The organism is Pseudomonas sp. BGI-2 (assembly GCF_004310295.1).
GTDB lineage: Bacteria > Pseudomonadota > Gammaproteobacteria > Pseudomonadales > Pseudomonadaceae > Aquipseudomonas.
Genome location: NZ_SISB01000010.1, coordinates 41,776 through 62,163, shown reverse-complemented (window position 1 = coordinate 62,163; position 20,388 = coordinate 41,776). Strand labels below are relative to the sequence as shown.

The window sequence follows — 20,388 nt, the reverse complement described above, 5'->3', positions numbered from 1 at the left end:
GGATGCCCAGTCGTATAAAGGATTATCTGATACTGCTGACCGCGGGTTTATGCCTGAGCACCTCAGTGCACGCGGCACAGACTGCGAGTGAGCATTACACCCTGCTCAGTCGTTCAATGACCGGACACATGGAAGTCCAGCTGGATAAATCGCAACAACAATGGCTTAACAACAAGCGTGAACTGATTCTGGGCACCTCTGCCCCCGACTATCCTCCTTTCGACCTGACCATCAGTGGCCACGACTATGAAGGCTTCACCGCTGATTACGCGGGCATCCTGGGCAAGGCCACCGGTTTGCCAGTCAAGGTCCAGCGCTACCCTTCCCGGGGAGACGCGATCGAGGCATTGGAAAAAGGCGAGGTCGACATGCTCGGTAGCGCCAATGGTTTTGAAGCCCGCAATGCCGACATTGTACTGTCCACACCCTATGCCGTGGATCAACCGGTTCTGGTGACGCGAGAAGGAGAAACCAGATCCCTGAGCGATGGCCTCGCCGGGCTGCGGCTGAGCATGGTGTATCACTATTTACCGCTGGACGAAGTCAAGGCCCTGTACCCGAAAGCGATCATCACTTCCTACCCCTCCTACCAGAATGCAATCAATGCGGTGGCTTTCGACCAGGCCGATGTTTTTCTTGGCGACACCATTTCCACCCATTACATGATCAACAAGGGGTATCTGAACAACATCCGCATGGCCAACTTCGGTAAACACGAAGCCCACGGTTTTAGCTTTGCCGTGCATAGGGACAACCCGGATCTGCTCGGGATCATAAACGCAATCCTCAAAGCGACCCCTGGCAGTGAGCGAGAAAACATTGCCAAACGCTGGAGTGCGGGCAGTGACATGCTTCTCACCGATCAAAAACTGCAACTCACCGACCGCGAAGAACGCTGGCTGGCGCAACATCCAGTCGTCCGGGTCGTGGTCAACGAGGCATTGGCACCGCTGACTTTTTTCGACAGCAACGGCAACTTTCGGGGCGTCTCCGCCGACTTGCTCGAGCTGATCAGATTGCGCACCGGTTTGCGCTTCGAAATCCATCGCAGCCGCAACGATGACGAGATGATCGAGCAGGTCAACAGCCATCAGGCGGACCTGATCGCCGCTCTGCTCCCAAGCGCGCAACGTGAAACGATGCTGAGTTTCAGCCGCCCTTATCTGGAAAACTCCGTTGTCCTGCTGACGCGCAAAGCGGCTGGCAGCCCGTCAAACCTGACGCAGCTTAAGGACCAGCGCCTGGCCATCGCCCAAGGCAATCCGATAGTGGATTACCTGCGCCGCGAGTTCCCGCGAATCCATCTGATCGAAACGCCGGACACCTTCAGTGCCGTGGAACTGCTCGCCGAAGGTCAGGCTGAAGGTGCAGTGAGCTCATTGGTGATCGCCAACTATTTCATCTCATCGCGAATTTTCGAGCACACACTCCAAATCAGCACCACCATCGGCACCCGGCAAGCCGCGTTCTCCCTGGCAACCGGACGCGACGCCAAAGAGCTGGGCTCGATCCTCGACAAGGCACTGCTGAGCATCGCGCCGGAAGAGCTGGGCATTATCAACAGCCGCTGGCGCGGCTACTCGTCCGCCTCGCAAAGTACCTGGCGCAACTATCACCGGGTGTTCTATCAGATCGTGCTCGGTATCGGCGTGCTGCTGCTAATTTCCGTGACCTGGAATGCTTACATGCGTCGCCAAATCAATCAGCGGCTGGCCGCCGAACTCGCCCTGAACGACCAACTCGAATTCATGCGATCGCTGGTCAACGGAACACCTCATCCCATCTACGTGCGTGATCGCCAGGGTTTGCTGCAAAGCTGCAACGACAGTTACCTGGAGACCTTCTGCGCCAGACGCGAAGACGTGATGGGCAAAAACGTCATGCAGGGCAGCATGAGCAACTCATTTGAAGCGCACAAATATCAGGCCGATTACCAACGCGTCGTGGCCGAAGGGACGCCGTTGATTCTCGACCGGCCATTGCATATCGGAGACCGCACGCTGACGATTTATCACTGGATACTTCCCTACCGGGACTCCAGCGGTGAAGTACAAGGCATTATTGGCGGCTGGATCGACATCAGCGAGCGCCGACAACTGCTCGATGACCTGCGTGCCGCGAAAGAGCGTGCTGATGAAGCCAACCGCGCCAAAAGCACCTTCCTGGCGACGATGAGTCATGAAATCCGCACCCCGATGAACGCAATCATCGGCATGCTCGAACTGACCCTCAAGCGTATCGATCACAGCCATCCGGATCGCCCGGCCATTGACGTGGCCTACCACTCGGCGAAAGACCTGCTGAACCTGATCGGGGACATTCTTGATATTGCGCGAATTGAATCCGGGCGCCTGAGTCTAAGCCCGGAACGTGTCAACCTGAGAGAAACCGTGGCATCAGTGGTGCGGATCTTCGACGGACTGGCCCGCCAGAAAAATCTTGGCCTGCGGCTGGACTTCAACCCTGCCGAACCACCCACCGATGTAATGCTGGACCCGATGCGCTTCAAGCAGGTGCTGTCCAACCTGGTGAGCAACGCCATCAAGTTCACCGAACAGGGTCAGGTCCGGATTGTGGTCGAGCTGCATCCGACCGACGAACCCGAGCGGATGTTGCTGCAGCTGCAGGTTCAGGACAGCGGGATCGGGATCAGTGAACAGGATCAACAGCGTTTGTTCGAGCCTTTTGCCCAGGCCGACAATGCCGGGCACTCCGTCAGAGGCGGCGCGGGACTGGGACTGGTGATCAGCCGCAGTCTGTGCGAGATGATGGGCGGCAACCTGCAATTGAGCAGCCAGGCCGGTAGCGGCACTCAGGTTCAGGTCTCGCTGAACCTTGCAACGCTGCCACCCGAGCGGGTGACGAAAACTGCCGAACCGCCTATCCATACAACCGTGGCTGTGCTGAACGTCCTGGTGGTCGACGACCATCCCGCCAATCGCTTGCTCATGTGCCAGCAACTGGAGTTCCTGGGGCATCGCTCCAGCGTCGCAACGGATGGCGAAGCAGGGTTGAAAGCCTGGAAGGACGAGGTGTTCGATCTGGTGATTGTCGATTGCAACATGCCGATCATGGATGGATACGAGCTGGCTCGCACCATTCGCCAACACGAACAGCAAACCCAGTGCCGGCCTTGTACCGTGCTGGGGTTCACCGCCAATGCACAGCCGGAAGAAATCCAACGCTGCAAAGACGCGGGAATGGACGACTGCCTGTTCAAACCCCTCAGCCTGACTTCCTTGAGTCAATGGGTTGGAGGCGTTGCGCCAATGGTCCGCGCCCCGGCTTTCAGCCTTGCAGGGCTGCATCTGTTAACGGGTGGCAGCCCGACACTGGACCAGCGATTGTTGTCCGAACTGCTGAACAGCAATCGTCTGGACCGGCAAGAATTACTGGCGTTGTCCCCCTCGGAGGACCGGCAGTCATTCATCGATGTTGCCCACAAAATCAAGGGTGCTGCGCGAATCGTCCAGGCCTGCCGATTGATCGACAGCTGTGAGGCGCTCGAAAATGCCTGTCACGAAGTGTTCCACCCTGACGAAGTCGCCAATTGCACCAAGGCCATGGAGCGCGCCATGCTCGAACTGGAGCAGGCATTGCAACAACAAATAGGCCACAACGACAAAAGCAGAATAATGGAGCCTTAACTATGCTTGGACGCTGAGCAGTGTGTTAACCATCATGGAGAGACCCGCAATGCCCAGCCCACTGCGCCCGGATCAACGCCGGTTCCCCCTGCACATCCATATCAGTGTGATGTTCACCTTCCTGTTATTGCTGACCGGCGTGGTGCTGGGCATTTTCAATTACGGCCAAACCACGCAGATCATTCTGTCCAGCAGTGAAAAGCTCTTCAACCGCATCGAGCAGGATGTCCGCCTGGACCTGCAAGGCACCTACGAACCGATTCGCCATCTGCTCAGCCTCCTAGCAGACTACCCGGCGACCCGGGCACCGAATCTGGAGCAGCGACTGGCGTTGCTTCAACCCTTCAGTCAATCGCTCAAGGACAACCCCAACCTGGCATCGTTGTACCTGGGCTACGGCAACGGCGACTTTTTCATGGTTCGCCCCCTGCGGACCACAGCCCTGAGAACCGCAATGAAAGCCCCGGACACGGCGGCGTTTCAAGTCTGGAGCATCGAGCACAACGGCAGCAGTGGTCAGATCCGCTCCCAATCCCTGTTTTTTGATCAGTCCCTGACACTCATCCGCCGTCAGGACAATCCCGACGAAACCTACGATCCCCGTACCCGCGCCTGGTTCACCAGTGCGCGGGTTGACGTGGACCAGATCACCACCGAGCCCTATGTTTTTTTCTCCACTCACAACGTCGGTACCACCCTGGCCCGGCGCAGTGGTGAGAATGCGGTAATCGGCGCCGACCTGACACTGGCGGAATTGTCGGCCACCTTGGCCAAACATGTGGTGACGCCCCATACCGAAATCGTGCTGTTCGATGCCCAAGGCAACGCGATCGCCTACCCCGACAGCAGCAAGCTGATCATCGACGACCAGACCGCTCGCCTGAACAAGGCGGCCGACCTGAGCCCCGGCCTCGGCGCCCTGCTCACCCATCCTCCCGCCGGCAATCGTCTGGACGCTGCCGGTCGTCAATGGATCGTGGCGCGCAGCAGCATGACGGAGGGCGGACCCCAGGGCCTGCATTTGGCGTTGCTGGTGCCAGAGGACGAATTGCTCGCCGATGCCTACCGCATGCGTTGGCAAGGCGCGCTGATTACCCTGGCGACATTGCTGCTGTGCCTGCCCGTGGGATGGTTGACCTCAAGAGTCCTGGTCAAGCCGCTGCGCACGCTGGTGCAGGAAGCTGACGCGATTCGCAGTTTCAACTTCAACTTTCCGCTCAGTCGGCGCTCGCCGGTGCTCGAAGTTGATCAACTGAGCGTGTCGATGGCGCGGATGAAGGACACCCTGGGCAGTTTTTTCCAGATCACCGATAGCCTGAGCGCCGAGACGCGCTTCGCGCCGTTGCTGCAGCGGGTGTTGTTTGAAACCGTGAAGATCGGCCAGGCCCAGGCCGGTCTGATTTACCTGCGCGAACGTGACAGCGATCGCATGGAGCCCCAAGGCCTGGTCATCAATGGCACGTCACAGGCATTGCCGTCGTTCGGTGTTCAAGGACACGAACTCCAGGACCCGCAGAGTCCTCAGTGGTTGCAGCAGTTGTCGAACGCCGACAATGTCGTCACCAATCTGGGTTTCGAACAGGCGGGGGATTTGCAGAAAGTAATGCTCGCGCTGGAATGCCCCAGGGTTCATCTGATCGGTATCCGGTTACACAATCGGCACAACGAAACCGTGGGCCTGCTGATCCTGCTATTGGCCGACAGTGGCACACAAAGCGACCTGGAAAAACTTCGCCCGGACCGCATCGCGTTTCTCCAGGCTGTTTCCGGCGCGGCCGCCGTGAGCATTGAGAGCCAGCGCCTGCAAGCCAGGCAGAAACAACTGCTGGACGCCTTCATTCAACTGCTGGCCGGTGCGATCGATGCCAAGAGCCCCTACACCGGCGGTCACTGCCAGCGAGTGCCGGAGCTGACCCTGATGCTTGCCCAGGCCGCTGCCGCCAGTCAGGCTCCGGCCTTCAGCGACTACCAACCCACCGAAGACGAGTGGGAAGCACTGCACATTGCGGCCTGGCTGCACGACTGCGGAAAGGTCACGACGCCTGAATACGTGGTCGATAAAGCCACCAAGCTTGAGACCCTGAACGACCGCATACATGAAATCCGCACCCGTTTCGAAGTCCTCAAGCGCGATGCCTGGATCAACTATTGGCAGGCCATCGCCCTGGGCGGTGACGAGCAGCACCTGGCCGAATTGCGCAATGCCAACCTGGCCGGGCTGGATGATGATTTCGCCTTCGTCGCCCGCTGCAATCTGGGCGCAGAGGCCATGGCCGAGGCCGATCTGCAACGTCTGCGCAGCATTGCCATGCGCAACTGGACCCGAACCCTGGACGATCGACTCGGCGTGTCCTGGGAAGAAAACCGCCGCCAGGCACAAACCCCGGCGCCGACCTTGCCAGTCAGCGAGCCGCTGTTGGCGGATAAGCCCGAGCACTTGTTCGAACGCGCCGAAAGCGAGCTGATCCCGGAAGACAACCCCTGGGGTTTCAAGCTCGATGTACCACACTACAAGTACAACCGGGGCGAACTCTACAACCTGAGCATCGCCCGTGGCACGCTGACCCGCGAGGAGCGTTACATCATCAATCACCACATGGTGCAGACGATCCTGATGCTCAGCCACCTGCCCTTCCCTGGCCACCTCAACAACGTCGCGGAAATCGCCGGCGGCCATCACGAGAAAATGGACGGCACCGGTTATCCCAAACAGTTGAAACGCGAAGAAATGAGCCTGCCGGCAAGGATGATGGCGATTGCCGATATTTTCGAGGCGCTGACCGCCGCCGATCGCCCCTACAAGAAGGCTAAAACCTTGAGTGAAGCGCTGGGCATCATGGCCACCATGTGCCGTGACGCCCATATCGATCCGGAGTTGTTCAGCCTGTTCATCAACGCCGGAATCTATTTGCAGTACGCCGACCGATTCCTTGATCCACGACAGATCGATGCAGTAGACCCGTCAAGCCTGCTGGCCAAGGCCGGCTTGAGGACGTGATCAGCAATCGGTCAGACGCAGGAAAATCGCCGCCAGTTGCTCGATACCGGCCTGATCGTCAGCGGTAAACCGCGCCAGGCTCGGACTGTCGAGGTCCAGCACGCCGATCAGGCGGCCGTCCTTGACCAGCGGCACAACCAGCTCACTGTTCGATGCGCTGTCGCAAGCAATGTGCCCGGGGAACGCGTGAACGTCTTCGACAAGCTGGGTCTGCAAGGTTGCCGCCGCCGTCCCACACACGCCGCGACCGAACGGAATGCGTACGCAGGCGATTTGCCCCTGAAACGGGCCGAGCACCAGTTCTTCGTTGCGATTGAGGTAGAAACCGGCCCAGTTCAGGTCGTCGAGCTGGCTGTACAGGAACGCCGAAAACTGTGCGGCGTTGGCAATGAAGTCACGCTCGTCCGCCAGTAACGACTCCAACTGAGCCCATAACATGCCGTAACCGTCCAGGCCTTGGCCGCTCTTCTGTAAATCGATCATGCTTTGTTCTCCAACAGCTTCAGCCCCACCCAATAGCGGGCAAATTGATACGCGCAGCGTCCATTGCGATTGCCTCGGCCGGTAGCCCAGCGCACGGCGAGGATGTCCAGCTCTTCATTACGCTGCCACTCAAGGCCGGATTTTTCGGCCAATTGACCGATCCAGTGCTCGACGACGTCAAGGAAGTGCTCTTGAGTAAACGGATAGAACGACAGCCACAACCCAAAACGGTCCGACAGCGCGATCTTGTCTTCCACCGCCTCGCTGGGATGCAGTTCGCCGTCGACCCTTTTCCAGTTTTCGTTATCGCTTTCCTTCTCCGGCACCAAGTGGCGACGGTTGGAGGTGGCGTAGAGCAAAACGTTATCCGGCGCCTGTTCCAGAGAACCGTCGAGCACGCTCTTGAGCACGCGATAGTCGCCTTCGCCCGATTCAAACGACAGGTCATCGCAGAACAGCACGAAACGCTGAGGCAGCCTGGCGATCTGTTCGACCACGCGCGGCAGGTCCGCCAAGTGATCGCGCTCGATCTCGATCAGCCGCAGGCCGGCCTTGCCATGCTCGGACAGCAAGGCGCGCACCAGCGACGACTTGCCGGTGCCGCGCGAGCCCCAGAGCAGTGCGTGGTTGGCGGGCATGCCATCGAGGAACTGCTGGGTATTGCGCCCCAGTTGCTCCACTTGTCGGTCGACCCCGATCAGGTCGGTCAACCGCGTGTCGAGGCTGACATGCAGCGGCAGCAGAAAACCGCTGCGGCCCTCGCGTTGCCAGCGCGCAGCCAGGCATTGCGTCCAGTCGATGGCTTGCCGATGTGCAGGCAAGAGCGGCTCGATACGGGCCAAGACGGCATCGGCGCGTTCAAGAAAAGCATTCAATCGGGAATCCACGTCTTCTCCTCGGGCACGTTCACAGTGATGATGGCATTACAGCGACGAAACACAGCGTTCGGTATCCGGTTCATCCCTTGTTGCACAAGGGCTCGCGAGAACATCGGTATCCATGCATGATCGACTATGCTTGAGCAGCGAAGGGAAACGGAAGTGGTTCAACACCCCATGGATATCAAATTCACCCACCGGCTGTCATACAAGCAAGCCAGGTTGACTGTGCTGGTCGGTTTTATTCTGGGCACGCTGCTCAGTCTGCTGCAAATCGGCATCGATTATGCCAGCGAAGATGCCTCCATCAACCGCGAAATACTGTCTTTGCTGGAAATCAGCCATAACCCTGCATCCCGCATCGCCTACAACATCGACGCCGAACTCGCTCAGGAACTGACGATGGGCCTGTTGCGCTCACCGGCGATCGTCGGCGGGCAACTGACTGACAACAACGGTACCGTTCTGGCCAGCGTCAAACGTCCGACCCAGCAAAACAATTACCGGATGATCAGCGACTTCCTGTTCGGCGCAAACCGCCAGTTTGAAGACCGCCTCTACCTCGACCACTTGCCGGACGAATCCCTCGGGACCTTGCGACTGGAGGTCGATACCTACGCCTACGGCAGCCGCTTCCTGCGCCGGGCCGAGGTGACGCTGCTCAACGGCTTCGCTCGCAGCCTGCTCCTGACCGGCATCCTGTTGGCGCTTTTCTACGTGATGCTGACGAAACCGCTGGTACGGGTTATCCGCGAACTCAGCGGACGCGATCCGCGCAGCGCGGAACCGACCTGGCTGGAATACCCGAACGGGCATAAAAACGATGAAATCGGTGTACTGGTCAAAGTTGCCAACCAGCAATTCGAGAACATCGCCACCGAAATCCAGCAGCGACGCAACGCCGAAAACCGCCTGACCGACTACCTCGGGCAACTGGAAAATATCGTCTCGGCGCGCACCGCGGAGCTCAAGGCGATCAACGCCCGACTCAGCCAATCCAACCAGGAACTGGAAGTCGCGCGCAGCACCGCCCTCGATATGGCCGAAGCACGCTCGGTGTTCCTGGCCAATATGAGCCATGAAATCCGCACGCCGCTCAACGGCCTGCTGGGCATGATCGCGCTCTCGCTGGACGGCCCGCTCAATGCCGAACAACAGCAACAGCTGTCTATCGCCCACGACTCGGGCAAAGTGCTGGTGGAGCTGCTCAACGATATTCTCGACCTGTCGAAATTCGATGCCGGCCAGCTTGAACTCGAACACATTCCGTTCGACCTTGGGTCGCTGATCGAGGACACCGCCAACCTGCTGTCGCAGAACGCCGCTCCCAGCGTCGAGTTGACTTGCCTGATCGATCCGCACTTTCCTGCGCTGGTGCTGGGGGACCCGACCCGCGTCCGGCAGATCGTCAGCAACCTGTTGTCCAACGCCCTCAAGTTCACCCGTTTCGGTCGGGTCGACGTGCGTCTTTCAACGTTTGAAGATGGCGTCAGAATCGAAGTCTGCGACACCGGTATCGGGATTGCCCAGGATGCTCAGGTCAAAATCTTCCAGCCCTTCACACAGGCCGGTGCCGGCATTACCCGACAATTTGGCGGCACCGGGTTGGGTCTGGCGCTGACCTATAACCTCTGCGAAGCCATGCAGGGGCGCCTGACCATCAGCTCGGAAGCAGGTTTCGGCAGCCAGTTCTGCGCCGACCTGCCGTTACCCTCCCACACCCGGGCCATGCCCCCGCAGCCTTTACCGGGCAAGGTTATCGCGATCACTGCGGCGAACAGTGGCTTGGCGGAGCTATTGAAAAACCTGTTGCCCGGCTGGGGCCTGGACTACCAACAACGCTCCATCGATGACTCGTTTATCGGCCTCGACCCGGATGTGCTGATCACTGACTGTCCCGAATGCCTGTTTGGCCTGCGCCCGACCCTCGACGCCCCTATTCTGCTGGTGACCGCCTACGGCAGCTTCATGCCCAGCGCAGAAGCGAGTGCTCTGGCGCCCCTGCAACAACAGGCACGACCTCTGGCGCGCAATGCGCTTTACCAGACATTGCGTCGGGTGCTGCAACCAGAAAGCAACTTGATCAACGGTGCCCGGGTCGAAGCCCTTACCCCCCAACGGCGCGGACGCGTCCTGCTGGTCGAGGACAACCCGGTCAATCAGTTGGTGGCCAAGGGCATGCTCGGTAAACTCGGTTGCGAGGTGATCGTCGCCGCTCACGGTGCCGAAGCCCTGGATCAGCTCGAGCACAGCGAATTCGATCTGGTGCTGATGGATTGCAATATGCCGGTGATGGATGGCTATGAAGCCAGTCGGCAAATCCGCCGCAGCGGGCGTTGGCCCCAATTGCCCATCGTTGCCTTGACCGCCAACGCCATGTCCGAGGAACGCGAACGCTGCCGTGTGGCGGGCATGAGCGACTACCTGGCCAAGCCCTTTCGTCGTGAAGAACTGGCCGCCTTGCTCGACCTGTGGATACCGACTACGACAGCGCTTTGATTTGCCCCAACAGGTGATCCAGACCGTCGCGCAGATCATTCAGGCGATCCAGATCGACGCCGCTGTCGCACAACAACCGGGCCTTGAGCGGCCCGACCTGATCACGCAAAACCTTGCCGGTGGGCGAAAGACTCAGGTGCACTTCTCGCTCGTCGCGCGCCGATCGCTGGCGCTGCACCAGTTGCAACTGCTCAAGACGCTTGAGCAACGGCGTCAGGGTGCCGGAATCCAGCGCCAGGCGTTCACCCAGTGCCTTGACCGTCGGCTGTTCCGGCGCCGCCTCCTGCCATTCCCACAACACCAGCATCGCCAGGTATTGCGGATAGGTCAGGCCAAGTTGATCCAGCATCGGCTTGTAGGCGCGGATCACCGCCCGAGAAGCGGCGTACAGCTTAAAGCACAGCTGGCTGTCGAGCTTCAGGGAATCGACTGACAAGGTGTTCATTTGAGCAGGGCTTCGATCTCGCGGCTCAGGTCCTGCGGCTTGGTCGCCGGAGCGAAACGCTTGACCAACTGGCCGTCCTTGCCGATCAGGAACTTGGTGAAGTTCCATTTGATGCCTTGGGAACCCAGCACGCCCGGTGCACGTTTTTTCAACTGCACGAACAGCGGATGCGCGCCGGCACCGTTGACATCAATCTTCTTGAACAGCGGGAAGCTGACACCGAAGTTCAACTCGCAGAACTCGGAAATCGCCCCTTCGTTACCCGGCTCCTGCTTGCCGAACTGATTGCAGGGAAAGCCTAGCACCACCAGGCCTTGATCCTTGTAGGTCTGCCACAACGCTTCGAGGCCTTTGTACTGCGGGGTGAAACCGCATTTGCTGGCGGTGTTGACCACCAGCACGGCTTTACCGGCGAAATCGGCGAGAGTCTTTTGTTCACCTTTGATGGTGGTCACCGGGATGGTCAGCAGGTTGTCGCTCATGGCTTGGGCTCGATATATAGGAACAAGCACCAAACATAGCGAGCAATTGAATTGTGTGCAATTTAAATTATTAAACGCTGAACATCTGTAGGAGCGAAGCTTGCTCGCGAAGGCGTCTTAACATTCAACACTCCTGTTGACTGACCCGACGCCTTCGCTCCTACAGGGCTCGCGTCAGGCGCGTGGCACCAGGTCCAGGCACACCGAGTTGATGCAATAGCGCAGACCGGTCGGCGGCGGGCCATCCGGGAACACGTGACCGAGATGCGCCTCGCACTTGGCGCAGACCACTTCGGTGCGGATCATGCCATGGCTGACGTCACGGATCTCGACCATCGCACTGTCGCCAATCGGCGCGTAGAAGCTCGGCCAGCCGCAGCCAGAGTCGAACTTGGTCTTGGAGTCGAACAGCGGCTCGCTGCAGCAGATGCAGTGGTAAACGCCGTCAGTCTTGGTGTCGTTGTATTTGCCGGAGAACGGCCGTTCGGTGCCCTTGAGACGGCAAACGTTGTACTGCTCTGGATCGAGCATCGCCTTCCATTCTTCCAGGGTTTTTTCCAACTTTTCCATCGTCACACCTCAGCAGCTGAAAAAGCCCGATCTGTACCTTTTCCACGGATCGGGCGGCACGTATGATTGCGCCTCGTCAAACGCCAGTCTGGCAGCCAGACCACGCGCATTCAAACGGATTTATGGGTGCTGCCTCTCAAGGCGTCAGGCCTGTGTGAATACGCAGGATTCCCAGTACGGTAGTTCATACGCCGCCTGGATCGTTCATTTTCGGGAACACATCGCCATGCAGGTCAGCAAATCGAACAAGCTCGCCAACGTCTGCTACGACATTCGCGGCCCAGTGCTCAAGCACGCCAAGCGCCTGGAAGAGGAAGGTCATCGCATCCTCAAGCTGAACATCGGCAACCCGGCGCCTTTTGGTTTCGAAGCACCGGACGAAATCCTTCAGGATGTGATCCGCAACCTGCCGACCGCTCAGGGCTATAGCGACTCCAAAGGCCTGTTCAGTGCGCGCAAGGCCGTCATGCAGTACTACCAGCAAAAGCAGGTGGAAGGCGTCGGTATTGAAGACATCTACCTGGGCAACGGCGTTTCCGAGCTGATCGTGATGTCGATGCAGGCATTGCTGAACAATGGTGACGAAGTGCTGGTGCCAGCCCCTGACTATCCGCTGTGGACCGCTGCCGTGAGCCTGTCCGGCGGCAACCCGGTGCATTACCTGTGCGACGAGCAGGCCAACTGGTGGCCGGATCTGGCCGACATCAAGGCCAAGATCACCCCGAACACCAAGGCCCTGGTGATCATCAACCCGAACAACCCGACCGGCGCGGTGTACTCGAAAGAGGTGCTGCTGGGCATGCTGGAACTGGCTCGCCAGCACAATCTGGTGGTGTTCTCCGACGAGATCTACGACAAGATCCTGTACGACGACGCGGTGCACATCTGCACCGCGTCCCTGGCGCCGGACCTGCTGTGCCTGACCTTCAACGGTTTGTCCAAGTCCTATCGCGTTGCCGGTTTCCGTTCCGGCTGGATCGCCATTTCCGGCCCGAAACACCACGCCCAGAGCTATATTGAAGGCATCGACATGCTGGCCAACATGCGCCTGTGTGCCAACGTTCCGAGCCAACACGCGATCCAGACCGCACTCGGCGGTTATCAAAGCATCAATGACCTGGTGTTGCCGCAAGGTCGCTTGCTCGAACAGCGCAATCGCACTTGGGAATTGCTCAACGATATTCCGGGCGTGAGCTGCGTCAAGCCGATGGGCGCGCTGTATGCGTTCCCGCGGATCGACCCGAAAGTCTGCCCGATCCACAACGACGAGAAGTTCGTGCTCGACCTGCTGCTCTCCGAGAAGCTGCTGGTGGTACAAGGCACGGCCTTCAACTGGCCTTGGCCGGATCACTTCCGCGTCGTGACATTGCCACGGGTGGATGACCTGGACATGGCCATCGGCCGGATCGGCAACTTCCTCAAATCCTACCGCCAGTAACTGAACTTCACCGTGCGACGCGTGCATTTGTCGCACGGTGATTAATTCAGCAACATATCTTTGCGCCCCGCCAGACATCACTGCGCCTATCGCTGATTGATGCCCTACTTCGTGGCCGCGCCTAACAACCACGGGGCCTGCGACGCGAATTGACTGTCAAACGCTTCCGGCATCCCCGTCGGAAATGCCCTTCAAGCAGCTAGACTGTTGCCGTAGGACACAGTTTGAAATAGTCACTCGGTTGAATAGCCCGGTGCAGCACCTTATATACCCCGCAGTACGCTACATCTTTAGCATGAGGAGATTTGTACAACCATGATGCGCATCCTGCTGTTTTTGGCCACTAACCTGGCGGTCGTGCTGATTGCCAGCATCACCCTGAGCCTTTTCGGCTTCAACGGGTTCATGGCGGCCAACGGGGTTGATCTCAACCTCAATCAGCTGCTGATTTTCTGTGCGGTCTTTGGTTTCGCCGGTTCGCTGTTCTCGCTGTTCATCTCCAAGTGGATGGCGAAGATGAGCACCAGCACCCAAATCATCAGCCAGCCGCGCACACGTCACGAGCAGTGGCTGCTGCAAACCGTTGAGCAACTGTCCCGCGAAGCCGGGATCAAGATGCCCGAAGTCGGGATTTTCCCCGCCTACGAGGCCAACGCGTTCGCCACGGGCTGGAACAAGAACGACGCACTGGTCGCGGTCAGCCAGGGCTTGCTCGAGCGTTTCTCGCCGGATGAAGTGAAAGCCGTTCTTGCCCACGAAATCGGCCACGTGGCCAATGGCGACATGGTCACCCTGGCATTGATCCAAGGCGTGGTGAACACCTTCGTGATGTTCTTCGCGCGGATCATCGGCAACTTTGTCGACAAGGTGATCTTCAAGAACGAAGAAGGCCAGGGCATCGCCTACTACGTGGCGACCATCTTCGCTGAACTGGTCCTGGGTATCCTGGCCAGCTCCATCGTCATGTGGTTCTCGCGCAAACGTGAGTTCCGCGCAGACGAAGCCGGTGCACGCCTGGCAGGTACCAGTGCAATGATTGGCGCCTTGCAACGCCTTCGTGCCGAACAGGGCCTGCCGGTGCACATGCCGGATACGCTGAATGCCTTTGGCATCAACGGTGGCATCAAACAAGGGTTCGCTCGCATGTTCATGAGCCACCCGCCACTGGAAGAGCGTATTGACGCATTGCGTCGTCGGGGCTGAGAGGTTCCGCACTAAAAGAAAAGGCCCGCAGTGAATGCGGGCCTTTTTTTGTGGCCTGATTGATGCGGTGTTCTTTCGGCCCTCATCGCGAGCAAGCTCCCACAGGTCACCGAGTGATCCGAATGGACTGGGCATACTGTGGGAGCGAGCCTGCTCGCGATGGGGCCAGCAAAATCAACACACCTTAATGGCTGGAAACCCGATAAACCCGCTCTTCAAGCCGCGTGACACCACTCTCGACAAACTTCCAGCTATCGCCCAGCACGTCCTGGTCTTCCAGAACCTTCAGTTCCCAGGTCGCCCCGAACAGCCGTTGCACTTCGTCATCCAGCACGGCAAACGGCGGGCCGTCCTTCTGCGCCTGCTCGTAATCCAGGGTAATCAAAAGCCCCAGCGAATCCTTCGGCAGAATCCGCTTCAGATGCTCAGCGTATTGCTCACGCATCGTCGGCGGCAAGGCGATCAACGCCGCGCGGTCGTACAGCGCGCTGCAATCGGCGACATCGCCGGCAGTCAACGCGAAGAAATCACCACACCAGACCTCAATCGAACCCGCCCGGTAGACCGTGAAAGGGCCCTGGTCGCTGACATCCGGGTCAAATTGATGCTCGTGGAAAAAGTCTTCCACCGCCTTTTCCGACAATTCGACGCCCAATACCTCATGACCGCATTTCGCCAGCCACAGCAGGTCCAGGCTTTTCCCACATAGCGGCACCAGTACGCGCGCGCCCTCCTCCAGGCCCAGCTGCGGCCAGTACCGTTGCAGATATGGATTCACTTCCGGCAGGTGAAAGCCGATCTGATTCGACGTCCACCGCTTGTGCCAAAACTCCGGCTGCATAATTAATCCCGAAAATTCGATCAAAAGACCCTAAAACTTATATTAGATTTAGATCAATGATCTGACTGAAGATGCTGCCATCTTACCCCTCAGGAGCTCATTCATGTTCCCCAGCCTGTACATATCCCACGGTTCGCCCATGTTGGCACTGGAACCGGGCGCCAGCGGACCCGCCCTGGCTCGCCTGGCCGCAGAATTGCCGAAACCGAAAGCCATTGTGATTGTGTCTGCGCACTGGGAAAGTAACGAGCTGCTGGTCAGCGGCAATCCCCGGCCTGAAACCTGGCATGACTTCGGCGGCTTTCCCAAGGCCCTGTTCGAGGTGCAATACCCGGCGCCGGGCGATCCACTGCTGGCGGCAGAGGTCGTGGAGTTGTTGAAGGCCGATGGCCTGCCTTCGCGCATTGATGCCAAGCGGCCGTTCGATCATGGGGTCTGGGTGCCATTGTCATTGATGTATCCGCAGGCCGACATCCCGGTGGTGCAAGTCTCGCTGCCCACCCGTGGCGGCCCCGCCCTGCAAACCCGGGTCGGCCATGCTCTGGCCAGCCTGCGCGAACACAGCGTGTTGTTGATCGGTTCTGGCAGCATCACCCACAACCTGCGAGAACTGGACTGGCACGCCGGTCCGGAAAGCGTTGAACCGTGGGCCAGGACGTTTCGCGACTGGATGATTGAAAAACTCGCGGCCAACGATGAAGCCGCGCTGCACGATTATCGTCAGCAGGCGCCGAACGCTGTGCGCAACCATCCCAGCGATGAGCATTTGCTGCCGTTGTACTTTGCTCGCGGGGCTGGGGGTGAGTTCAGCGTTGCCCATCAAGGGTTCACCATGGGGGCGCTGGGGATGGACATCTACCGTTTCGGCTGACCGGTAGACCGAGTCGCTCCCATCGTCGGAACGCCGACCGGAGCCGGCTCGCTCCCACAGTAGATCGTCAGTGAACACAATATCTGTGTATTACAGAGATCCCCTGTGGGAGCGAGCCGGCTCCGGGCGGCGTTCCGACGATGGGGCCCACTAGGTCTCCAGCCCATGCACAAACAGCAGGCCAAAAAAATCCCCGAACCAGTCGGGGATTTTTTATGTTCGATCAATCAGCCCGAGAGCGGATCAATCTTCGCGATAGCGACGCAGCTTCAACTGCTTACCAGCAACGCGAGTGTCCTTCAGCTTGGTCAGCAGACGCTCCAGACCATCTTCCGGCAGCTCAACGAGGCTGAAGCTGTCACGCACCTGGATGCGACCGATTGCTTCGCGAGCCAGACCACCCTCGTTGAGGATAGCGCCCAGCAGGTTCTTGGCAGCGATACCATCACGCGCACCCAGCGCGGTACGGCAACGAGCACGACCTTCGGCCAATGCAACCGGAGCACGACGCTCGCGATCACCACGGTCCGGACGATCACCGGTACGCTCTGGACGATCGCCACGCGGTGCGTTGTTCGGCACCAGTGGACGTTCTTTCTCGATCGCGGCCAGGGTCAGCGCCTGAGCGTTGGTCGCCTTGCGCAGCAGAGCAGCGGCCAGTGCACGCGGGGTGCAACCGATGTCGGCAGTCAGGCGATCCAGCAGATCACCGTGAGTCGATTCAGCATCAGCCACCAGCGGCGACAGGCTGTTGGTCAGTTTCTTGATGCGGGCATCGAGAACAGCCTGAGCGTCCGGCAGGCGAACTTCGGCAACTTTCTGACCGGTTACACGCTCGATCACTTGCAGCATGCGGCGCTCACGCGGAGTCACCAGCAACAGCGCACGACCTTCGCGACCGGCACGGCCAGTACGGCCGATACGGTGAACGTAGGACTCTGGATCGTACGGCATGTCAACGTTGAACACGTGAGTGATACGCGGAACGTCCAGACCACGAGCAGCAACGTCGGTCGCCACAACGATGTCCAGACGGCCATCCTTGAGGGATTCGATCACGCGCTCACGTTGGTTCTGAGCAATGTCACCGTTCAGCGCAGCGGCTTTGTAGCCTTTAGCTTCCAGGGCACTGGCCAGGTCCAGGGTCGCTTGCTTGGTGCGCACGAACATGATCAGGGCATCGAAGTCTTCAACTTCCAGCAGGCTCAATACAGCCGAGGTCTTCTGGTCAGCGTGAACCAACAGGTGAGCCTGTTCGATCGCGGTAACGGTCTGAGTCTTGGTCTGGATCTTCACGTGTTGCGGATCGCGCAGATGGCGTTCGGCAATGGCACGGATCGACTGCGGCAAGGTAGCCGAGAACAATACGGTCTGACGGGTTGGAGGCAGAGCCTTGAAGATAACTTCGAGGTCGTCCATGAAACCCAGCTTGAGCATTTCGTCCGCTTCGTCGAGAACCAGGTGGTTCACGGTCGACAGGACTTTTTCGTCACGACGCAGGTGGTCGCACAGACGGCCCGGCGTGGCGACAACGATCTGTGCGCCATTACGGATTGCTTTCAGTTGTGGACCCATAGGGGCGCCGCCGTAAACGGCCACAACGGTAACGCCCGGCATTTGCTTGGCGTAGGTTTCGAAAGCGGTTGCTACTTGCAGCGCCAACTCACGGGTTGGCGCCAGGATCAGGGCTTGCGGCTCGCGCTTAGCAGGATCGATGCGATGCAGGATCGGCAGGGCGAACGCGGCGGTTTTACCCGTACCGGTTTGCGCCTGACCAATCATGTCGTGACCGGCCATGATGATCGGGATCGATTGATGCTGAATAGCCGAAGGCTCTTCGTAGCCAGTCGCGATGACGGCTGCAAGAATATTCGGATTAAGATTAAAAGCGGCGAAGCCGCCGGTTTCCTGGGTCATGGGTCTGCCTCTAAGTGCATCCGCAAAGACCCATGCTCCAAAGCTGCGCATGCCGTGTAAGACTCAAGAGTCGCCCTGGCTGCTTTGTCGGCGGGGATTTGCGAAAACGAATGAATGAAAAAGATTCGTCAAGGGAGAGTCCGCTGTGCGGACGTGCAGCCGAAGCTGACTTCGGGAAATTGCGCTACCTAAACGCGGCCCGGTTAAAGGCCGGCGCGCACTATACCGGAATTCGCCCAAAAAGGGAGCATTATTTGTCGGAAAACTGACGTATACACCGTTGTGTCACAGGCTTTGCGGATAATCGTGCAACAGTCTATTTTTCAAAGGCCCGGCCCTGCTGGCGATGGCGCTAAAACGGTTCATCCTTGTGACGCAGACCTTCGGTCTGGCACACCCTTCCCGCCCGAGGAAATGCTCCATGAATCAGCCCGGCTCCACTCGTGTCACCCGTGAAAAACACGGCCATGTCCTGATGATCGGCCTGGATCGGGTGGCCAAGCGCAACGCCTTCGATCTCGACCTGCTCAACGAGCTGAGCCTGGCCTACGGCGAGTTCGAGGCCGACAGCGAGGCGCGGGTGGCGGTGGTGTTTGCACATGGTGAACATTTCACCGCCGGGCTCGACCTGATCAATGCCAGCGCGGCCCTGGCCGAAGGCTGGCAGGCACCGCCCGGCGGTTGCGATCCGTGGGGCGTGTTTGCCGGCCCCCGGGTGAGCAAACCGGTGATTGTCGCCGCGCAAGGCTACTGCCTGACCATCGGCATCGAGCTGATGCTGGCCGCCGACATCAACCTCTGCGCCAGCAACACCCGGTTTGCCCAGAAGGAAGTGCAGCGCGGGATCTTCCCCTTCGGTGGCGCGACGTTGCGTCTGCATCAAGTCGCCGGCTGGGGCAACGCCATGCGCTGGCTGCTGACCGGCGATGAATTCGATGCTCACGAAGCCTTGCACTTGGGGTTGGTGCAGGAGGTCATGGCCAGCGAGGATCTGCTGCCACGGGCCATTGAGTTGGCTGAGCGGATTGCCCGGCAGGCGCCGCTGGGGGTTCAAGCGACGTTGATGTCTGCGAGGCAGGCACGTTATGAAGGGGAAACAGCCGCGGCGCTGGGGTTGCCGCCGCTGGTGAAGAAGTTGCTGGCGAGTGAGGATGCCAGGGAGGGTGTGCGGTCGATGATCGAGAAGCGGCCGGGAATCTTCAAAGGGATCTAAGTGATGTATCGGCTGTAAGGGCCTCTTCGCGGGCAAGCCTCGCTCCTACGGGATCACGCAAGCCCTGTAGGAGCGAGGCTTGCCCGCGAAGAGGCCCGAAAGAGCAACGACTTATGTCGCCGGGCGGATGGCCTTGATCAACGACTGCAACGAATACCCCAAACGTGGCGCCAGCCCTTCGGCCCGGGCGTTCAAGCCATCCATGTCCAGCTCCTGATCCAGCTCCGAAGGCACGATCAGAATCACATTGCCCTCCTTCACCGGCAGTTCCCAGTAGTGCCGGTGATAGAGCCCGCGAAACAACGCCGCGCCCAACGGCTTGCCGTCGTCGGTGGCCCATTGATTGATCACCAGCCAGCCGCCCGGATTCAGGCGTTTCTGACAGTCTTCCAGAAAACGCCAGGCCAGATGCCCGACACCCGGACCGACATCGGTGTAGAGGTCGACGAAAATCAGGTCCGCCGGTTCAGCGGTATCGAGCAACTCCAGCGCATCGCCAACGCGGATATACAGCCGCGGATCGTCATCCAGCCCAAGGTATTCGATGGCCAGACGCGGTACGTCGGGGCGCAGCTCGATGGCTTCGACATCTTCAAGCGGCAGAAACTTGAGGCACGCCTGGGTCAGCGTCCCGGCGCCGAGGCCGAGAAACAGAGCGCTTTCCGGCTGTTCGTGGCACAGCGCGCCAATCAGCATCGCCCGGGTGTAATCGTACTCGAGCCAGCTCGGGTCAGCGGTGAACACGCAGCTCTGCTCGATGGCATCACCGAATTCGAGAAAACGGTAATCGGCCACCTCCAGCACGCGAATCACGCCGAACTCATCCTGTACCTCGGCGAGCAGATGCTCGACGCGCTCCTCAGTCATTTCGTCTCCTGATCGTCGCCCAGCCCGGCAACGCAA

At 59.3% G+C, this 20,388-nt stretch carries 15 protein-coding genes; 7 read left to right on the top strand and 8 right to left on the bottom strand.

Annotated elements, in window-relative coordinates:
* Positions 1–2: 2 nt before the first annotated feature.
* Both EYC95_RS09135 and EYC95_RS31010 read left to right on the top strand, forming a co-directional pair.
* On the top strand, positions 3–3,647 hold the full coding sequence (locus EYC95_RS09135; RefSeq protein WP_131060057.1) for a transporter substrate-binding domain-containing protein: 3,645 nt from the start codon (positions 3–5) through the stop codon (positions 3,645–3,647).
* Positions 3,648–5,076: 1,429 nt separating this feature from the next.
* Positions 5,077–6,645 carry an HD-GYP domain-containing protein gene (locus EYC95_RS31010; protein WP_371928414.1) on the top strand — a complete coding sequence of 523 codons (1,569 nt, stop codon included), beginning with the start codon at positions 5,077–5,079 and terminating at the stop codon, positions 6,643–6,645.
* Here the strand turns inward: EYC95_RS31010 and EYC95_RS09125 are convergent, their stop codons facing one another.
* Both EYC95_RS09125 and EYC95_RS09120 read right to left on the bottom strand, forming a co-directional pair.
* A complete protein-coding gene (locus tag EYC95_RS09125; RefSeq protein WP_094468350.1) occupies positions 6,646–7,128 on the bottom strand; it encodes a GAF domain-containing protein in 483 nt (160 codons plus the stop codon).
* Entirely contained in the window at positions 7,125–8,015 is an 891-nt protein-coding gene (locus EYC95_RS09120; RefSeq protein ID WP_131060055.1) for an ATP-binding protein, read from the bottom strand. The genes EYC95_RS09125 and EYC95_RS09120 overlap by 4 nt, the downstream gene beginning before the upstream one ends.
* A gap of 168 nt (positions 8,016–8,183) precedes the next feature.
* On the opposite strand from EYC95_RS09120, the gene EYC95_RS09115 reads away from it, so the two are divergent.
* Positions 8,184–10,505 carry a response regulator gene (locus EYC95_RS09115; protein WP_131060054.1) on the top strand — a complete coding sequence of 774 codons (2,322 nt, stop codon included), beginning with the start codon at positions 8,184–8,186 and terminating at the stop codon, positions 10,503–10,505.
* Here the strand turns inward: EYC95_RS09115 and EYC95_RS09110 are convergent.
* From EYC95_RS09110 to msrB, 3 genes are all read right to left on the bottom strand, one after another.
* Positions 10,489–10,950, bottom strand: a complete 462-nt coding sequence (locus EYC95_RS09110) for a MarR family winged helix-turn-helix transcriptional regulator (RefSeq protein WP_131060053.1) — start codon at positions 10,948–10,950, stop codon at positions 10,489–10,491. The genes EYC95_RS09115 and EYC95_RS09110 overlap by 17 nt on opposite strands.
* Positions 10,947–11,432, bottom strand: coding sequence for a glutathione peroxidase (locus EYC95_RS09105; protein WP_131060052.1), 486 nt, complete (start codon positions 11,430–11,432; stop codon positions 10,947–10,949). Before EYC95_RS09105 ends, EYC95_RS09110 begins: the two co-directional genes overlap by 4 nt.
* Positions 11,433–11,606: 174 nt before the next feature.
* Positions 11,607–12,002 (bottom strand): peptide-methionine (R)-S-oxide reductase MsrB, encoded by a 396-nt coding sequence (gene msrB, locus EYC95_RS09100; protein ID WP_131060051.1) that lies wholly within the window; start codon positions 12,000–12,002, stop codon positions 11,607–11,609.
* A 226-nt stretch (positions 12,003–12,228) separates the two neighbouring features.
* Between msrB and EYC95_RS09095 the strand changes: the two genes are divergently transcribed.
* Complete coding sequence (locus EYC95_RS09095; protein ID WP_008030363.1) at positions 12,229–13,440, top strand: pyridoxal phosphate-dependent aminotransferase; 1,212 nt, start codon at positions 12,229–12,231, stop codon at positions 13,438–13,440.
* Between the two features lie 315 nt (positions 13,441–13,755).
* Positions 13,756–14,643 carry a protease HtpX gene (gene htpX / locus EYC95_RS09090; protein WP_059403635.1) on the top strand — a complete coding sequence of 296 codons (888 nt, stop codon included), beginning with the start codon at positions 13,756–13,758 and terminating at the stop codon, positions 14,641–14,643.
* Positions 14,644–14,827: 184 nt separating this feature from the next.
* Here htpX and EYC95_RS09085 read toward each other — a convergent pair whose 3' ends face one another.
* Complete coding sequence (locus tag EYC95_RS09085) at positions 14,828–15,484, bottom strand: thiopurine S-methyltransferase (RefSeq protein ID WP_131060050.1); 657 nt, start codon at positions 15,482–15,484, stop codon at positions 14,828–14,830.
* Between the two features lie 103 nt (positions 15,485–15,587).
* Here EYC95_RS09085 and EYC95_RS09080 point away from each other — a divergent pair, with 103 nt between their 5' ends.
* Complete coding sequence (locus tag EYC95_RS09080) at positions 15,588–16,355, top strand: class III extradiol ring-cleavage dioxygenase (RefSeq protein ID WP_131060049.1); 768 nt, start codon at positions 15,588–15,590, stop codon at positions 16,353–16,355.
* A 243-nt stretch (positions 16,356–16,598) separates the two neighbouring features.
* Here the strand turns inward: EYC95_RS09080 and EYC95_RS09075 are convergent, their stop codons facing one another.
* Complete coding sequence (locus tag EYC95_RS09075; protein ID WP_131060048.1) at positions 16,599–18,272, bottom strand: DEAD/DEAH box helicase; 1,674 nt, start codon at positions 18,270–18,272, stop codon at positions 16,599–16,601.
* A gap of 421 nt (positions 18,273–18,693) precedes the next feature.
* Here EYC95_RS09075 and EYC95_RS09065 point away from each other — a divergent pair, with 421 nt between their 5' ends.
* A complete protein-coding gene (locus EYC95_RS09065; protein ID WP_131060047.1) occupies positions 18,694–19,485 on the top strand; it encodes a crotonase/enoyl-CoA hydratase family protein in 792 nt (263 codons plus the stop codon).
* Between the two features lie 111 nt (positions 19,486–19,596).
* Here EYC95_RS09065 and EYC95_RS09060 read toward each other — a convergent pair whose 3' ends face one another.
* Positions 19,597–20,352 carry a spermidine synthase gene (locus EYC95_RS09060; RefSeq protein ID WP_131060046.1) on the bottom strand — a complete coding sequence of 252 codons (756 nt, stop codon included), beginning with the start codon at positions 20,350–20,352 and terminating at the stop codon, positions 19,597–19,599.
* Between the last annotated feature and the right edge of the window lie 36 nt (positions 20,353–20,388).

Excerpts from the sequence above, each read along its gene's own strand:
- EYC95_RS09135 (WP_131060057.1), top strand. The coding sequence starts at position 3 with ATGCCCAGTCGTATAAAGGATTATCTGATACTGCTGACCGCGGGTTTA.
- EYC95_RS31010 (WP_371928414.1), top strand. The coding sequence starts at position 5,077 with ATGGAGCCCCAAGGCCTGGTCATCAATGGCACGTCACAGGCATTGCCG.
- EYC95_RS09125 (WP_094468350.1), bottom strand. The coding sequence starts at position 7,128 with ATGATCGATTTACAGAAGAGCGGCCAAGGCCTGGACGGTTACGGCATG.
- EYC95_RS09115 (WP_131060054.1), top strand. The coding sequence starts at position 8,184 with ATGGATATCAAATTCACCCACCGGCTGTCATACAAGCAAGCCAGGTTG.
- EYC95_RS09110 (WP_131060053.1), bottom strand. The coding sequence starts at position 10,950 with ATGAACACCTTGTCAGTCGATTCCCTGAAGCTCGACAGCCAGCTGTGC.
- EYC95_RS09105 (WP_131060052.1), bottom strand. The coding sequence starts at position 11,432 with ATGAGCGACAACCTGCTGACCATCCCGGTGACCACCATCAAAGGTGAA.
- msrB (WP_131060051.1), bottom strand. The coding sequence starts at position 12,002 with ATGGAAAAGTTGGAAAAAACCCTGGAAGAATGGAAGGCGATGCTCGAT.
- EYC95_RS09095 (WP_008030363.1), top strand. The coding sequence starts at position 12,229 with ATGCAGGTCAGCAAATCGAACAAGCTCGCCAACGTCTGCTACGACATT.
- htpX (WP_059403635.1), top strand. The coding sequence starts at position 13,756 with ATGATGCGCATCCTGCTGTTTTTGGCCACTAACCTGGCGGTCGTGCTG.
- EYC95_RS09085 (WP_131060050.1), bottom strand. The coding sequence starts at position 15,484 with ATGCAGCCGGAGTTTTGGCACAAGCGGTGGACGTCGAATCAGATCGGC.
- EYC95_RS09080 (WP_131060049.1), top strand. The coding sequence starts at position 15,588 with ATGTTCCCCAGCCTGTACATATCCCACGGTTCGCCCATGTTGGCACTG.
- EYC95_RS09075 (WP_131060048.1), bottom strand. The coding sequence starts at position 18,272 with ATGACCCAGGAAACCGGCGGCTTCGCCGCTTTTAATCTTAATCCGAAT.
- EYC95_RS09065 (WP_131060047.1), top strand. The coding sequence starts at position 18,694 with ATGAATCAGCCCGGCTCCACTCGTGTCACCCGTGAAAAACACGGCCAT.
- EYC95_RS09060 (WP_131060046.1), bottom strand. The coding sequence starts at position 20,352 with ATGACTGAGGAGCGCGTCGAGCATCTGCTCGCCGAGGTACAGGATGAG.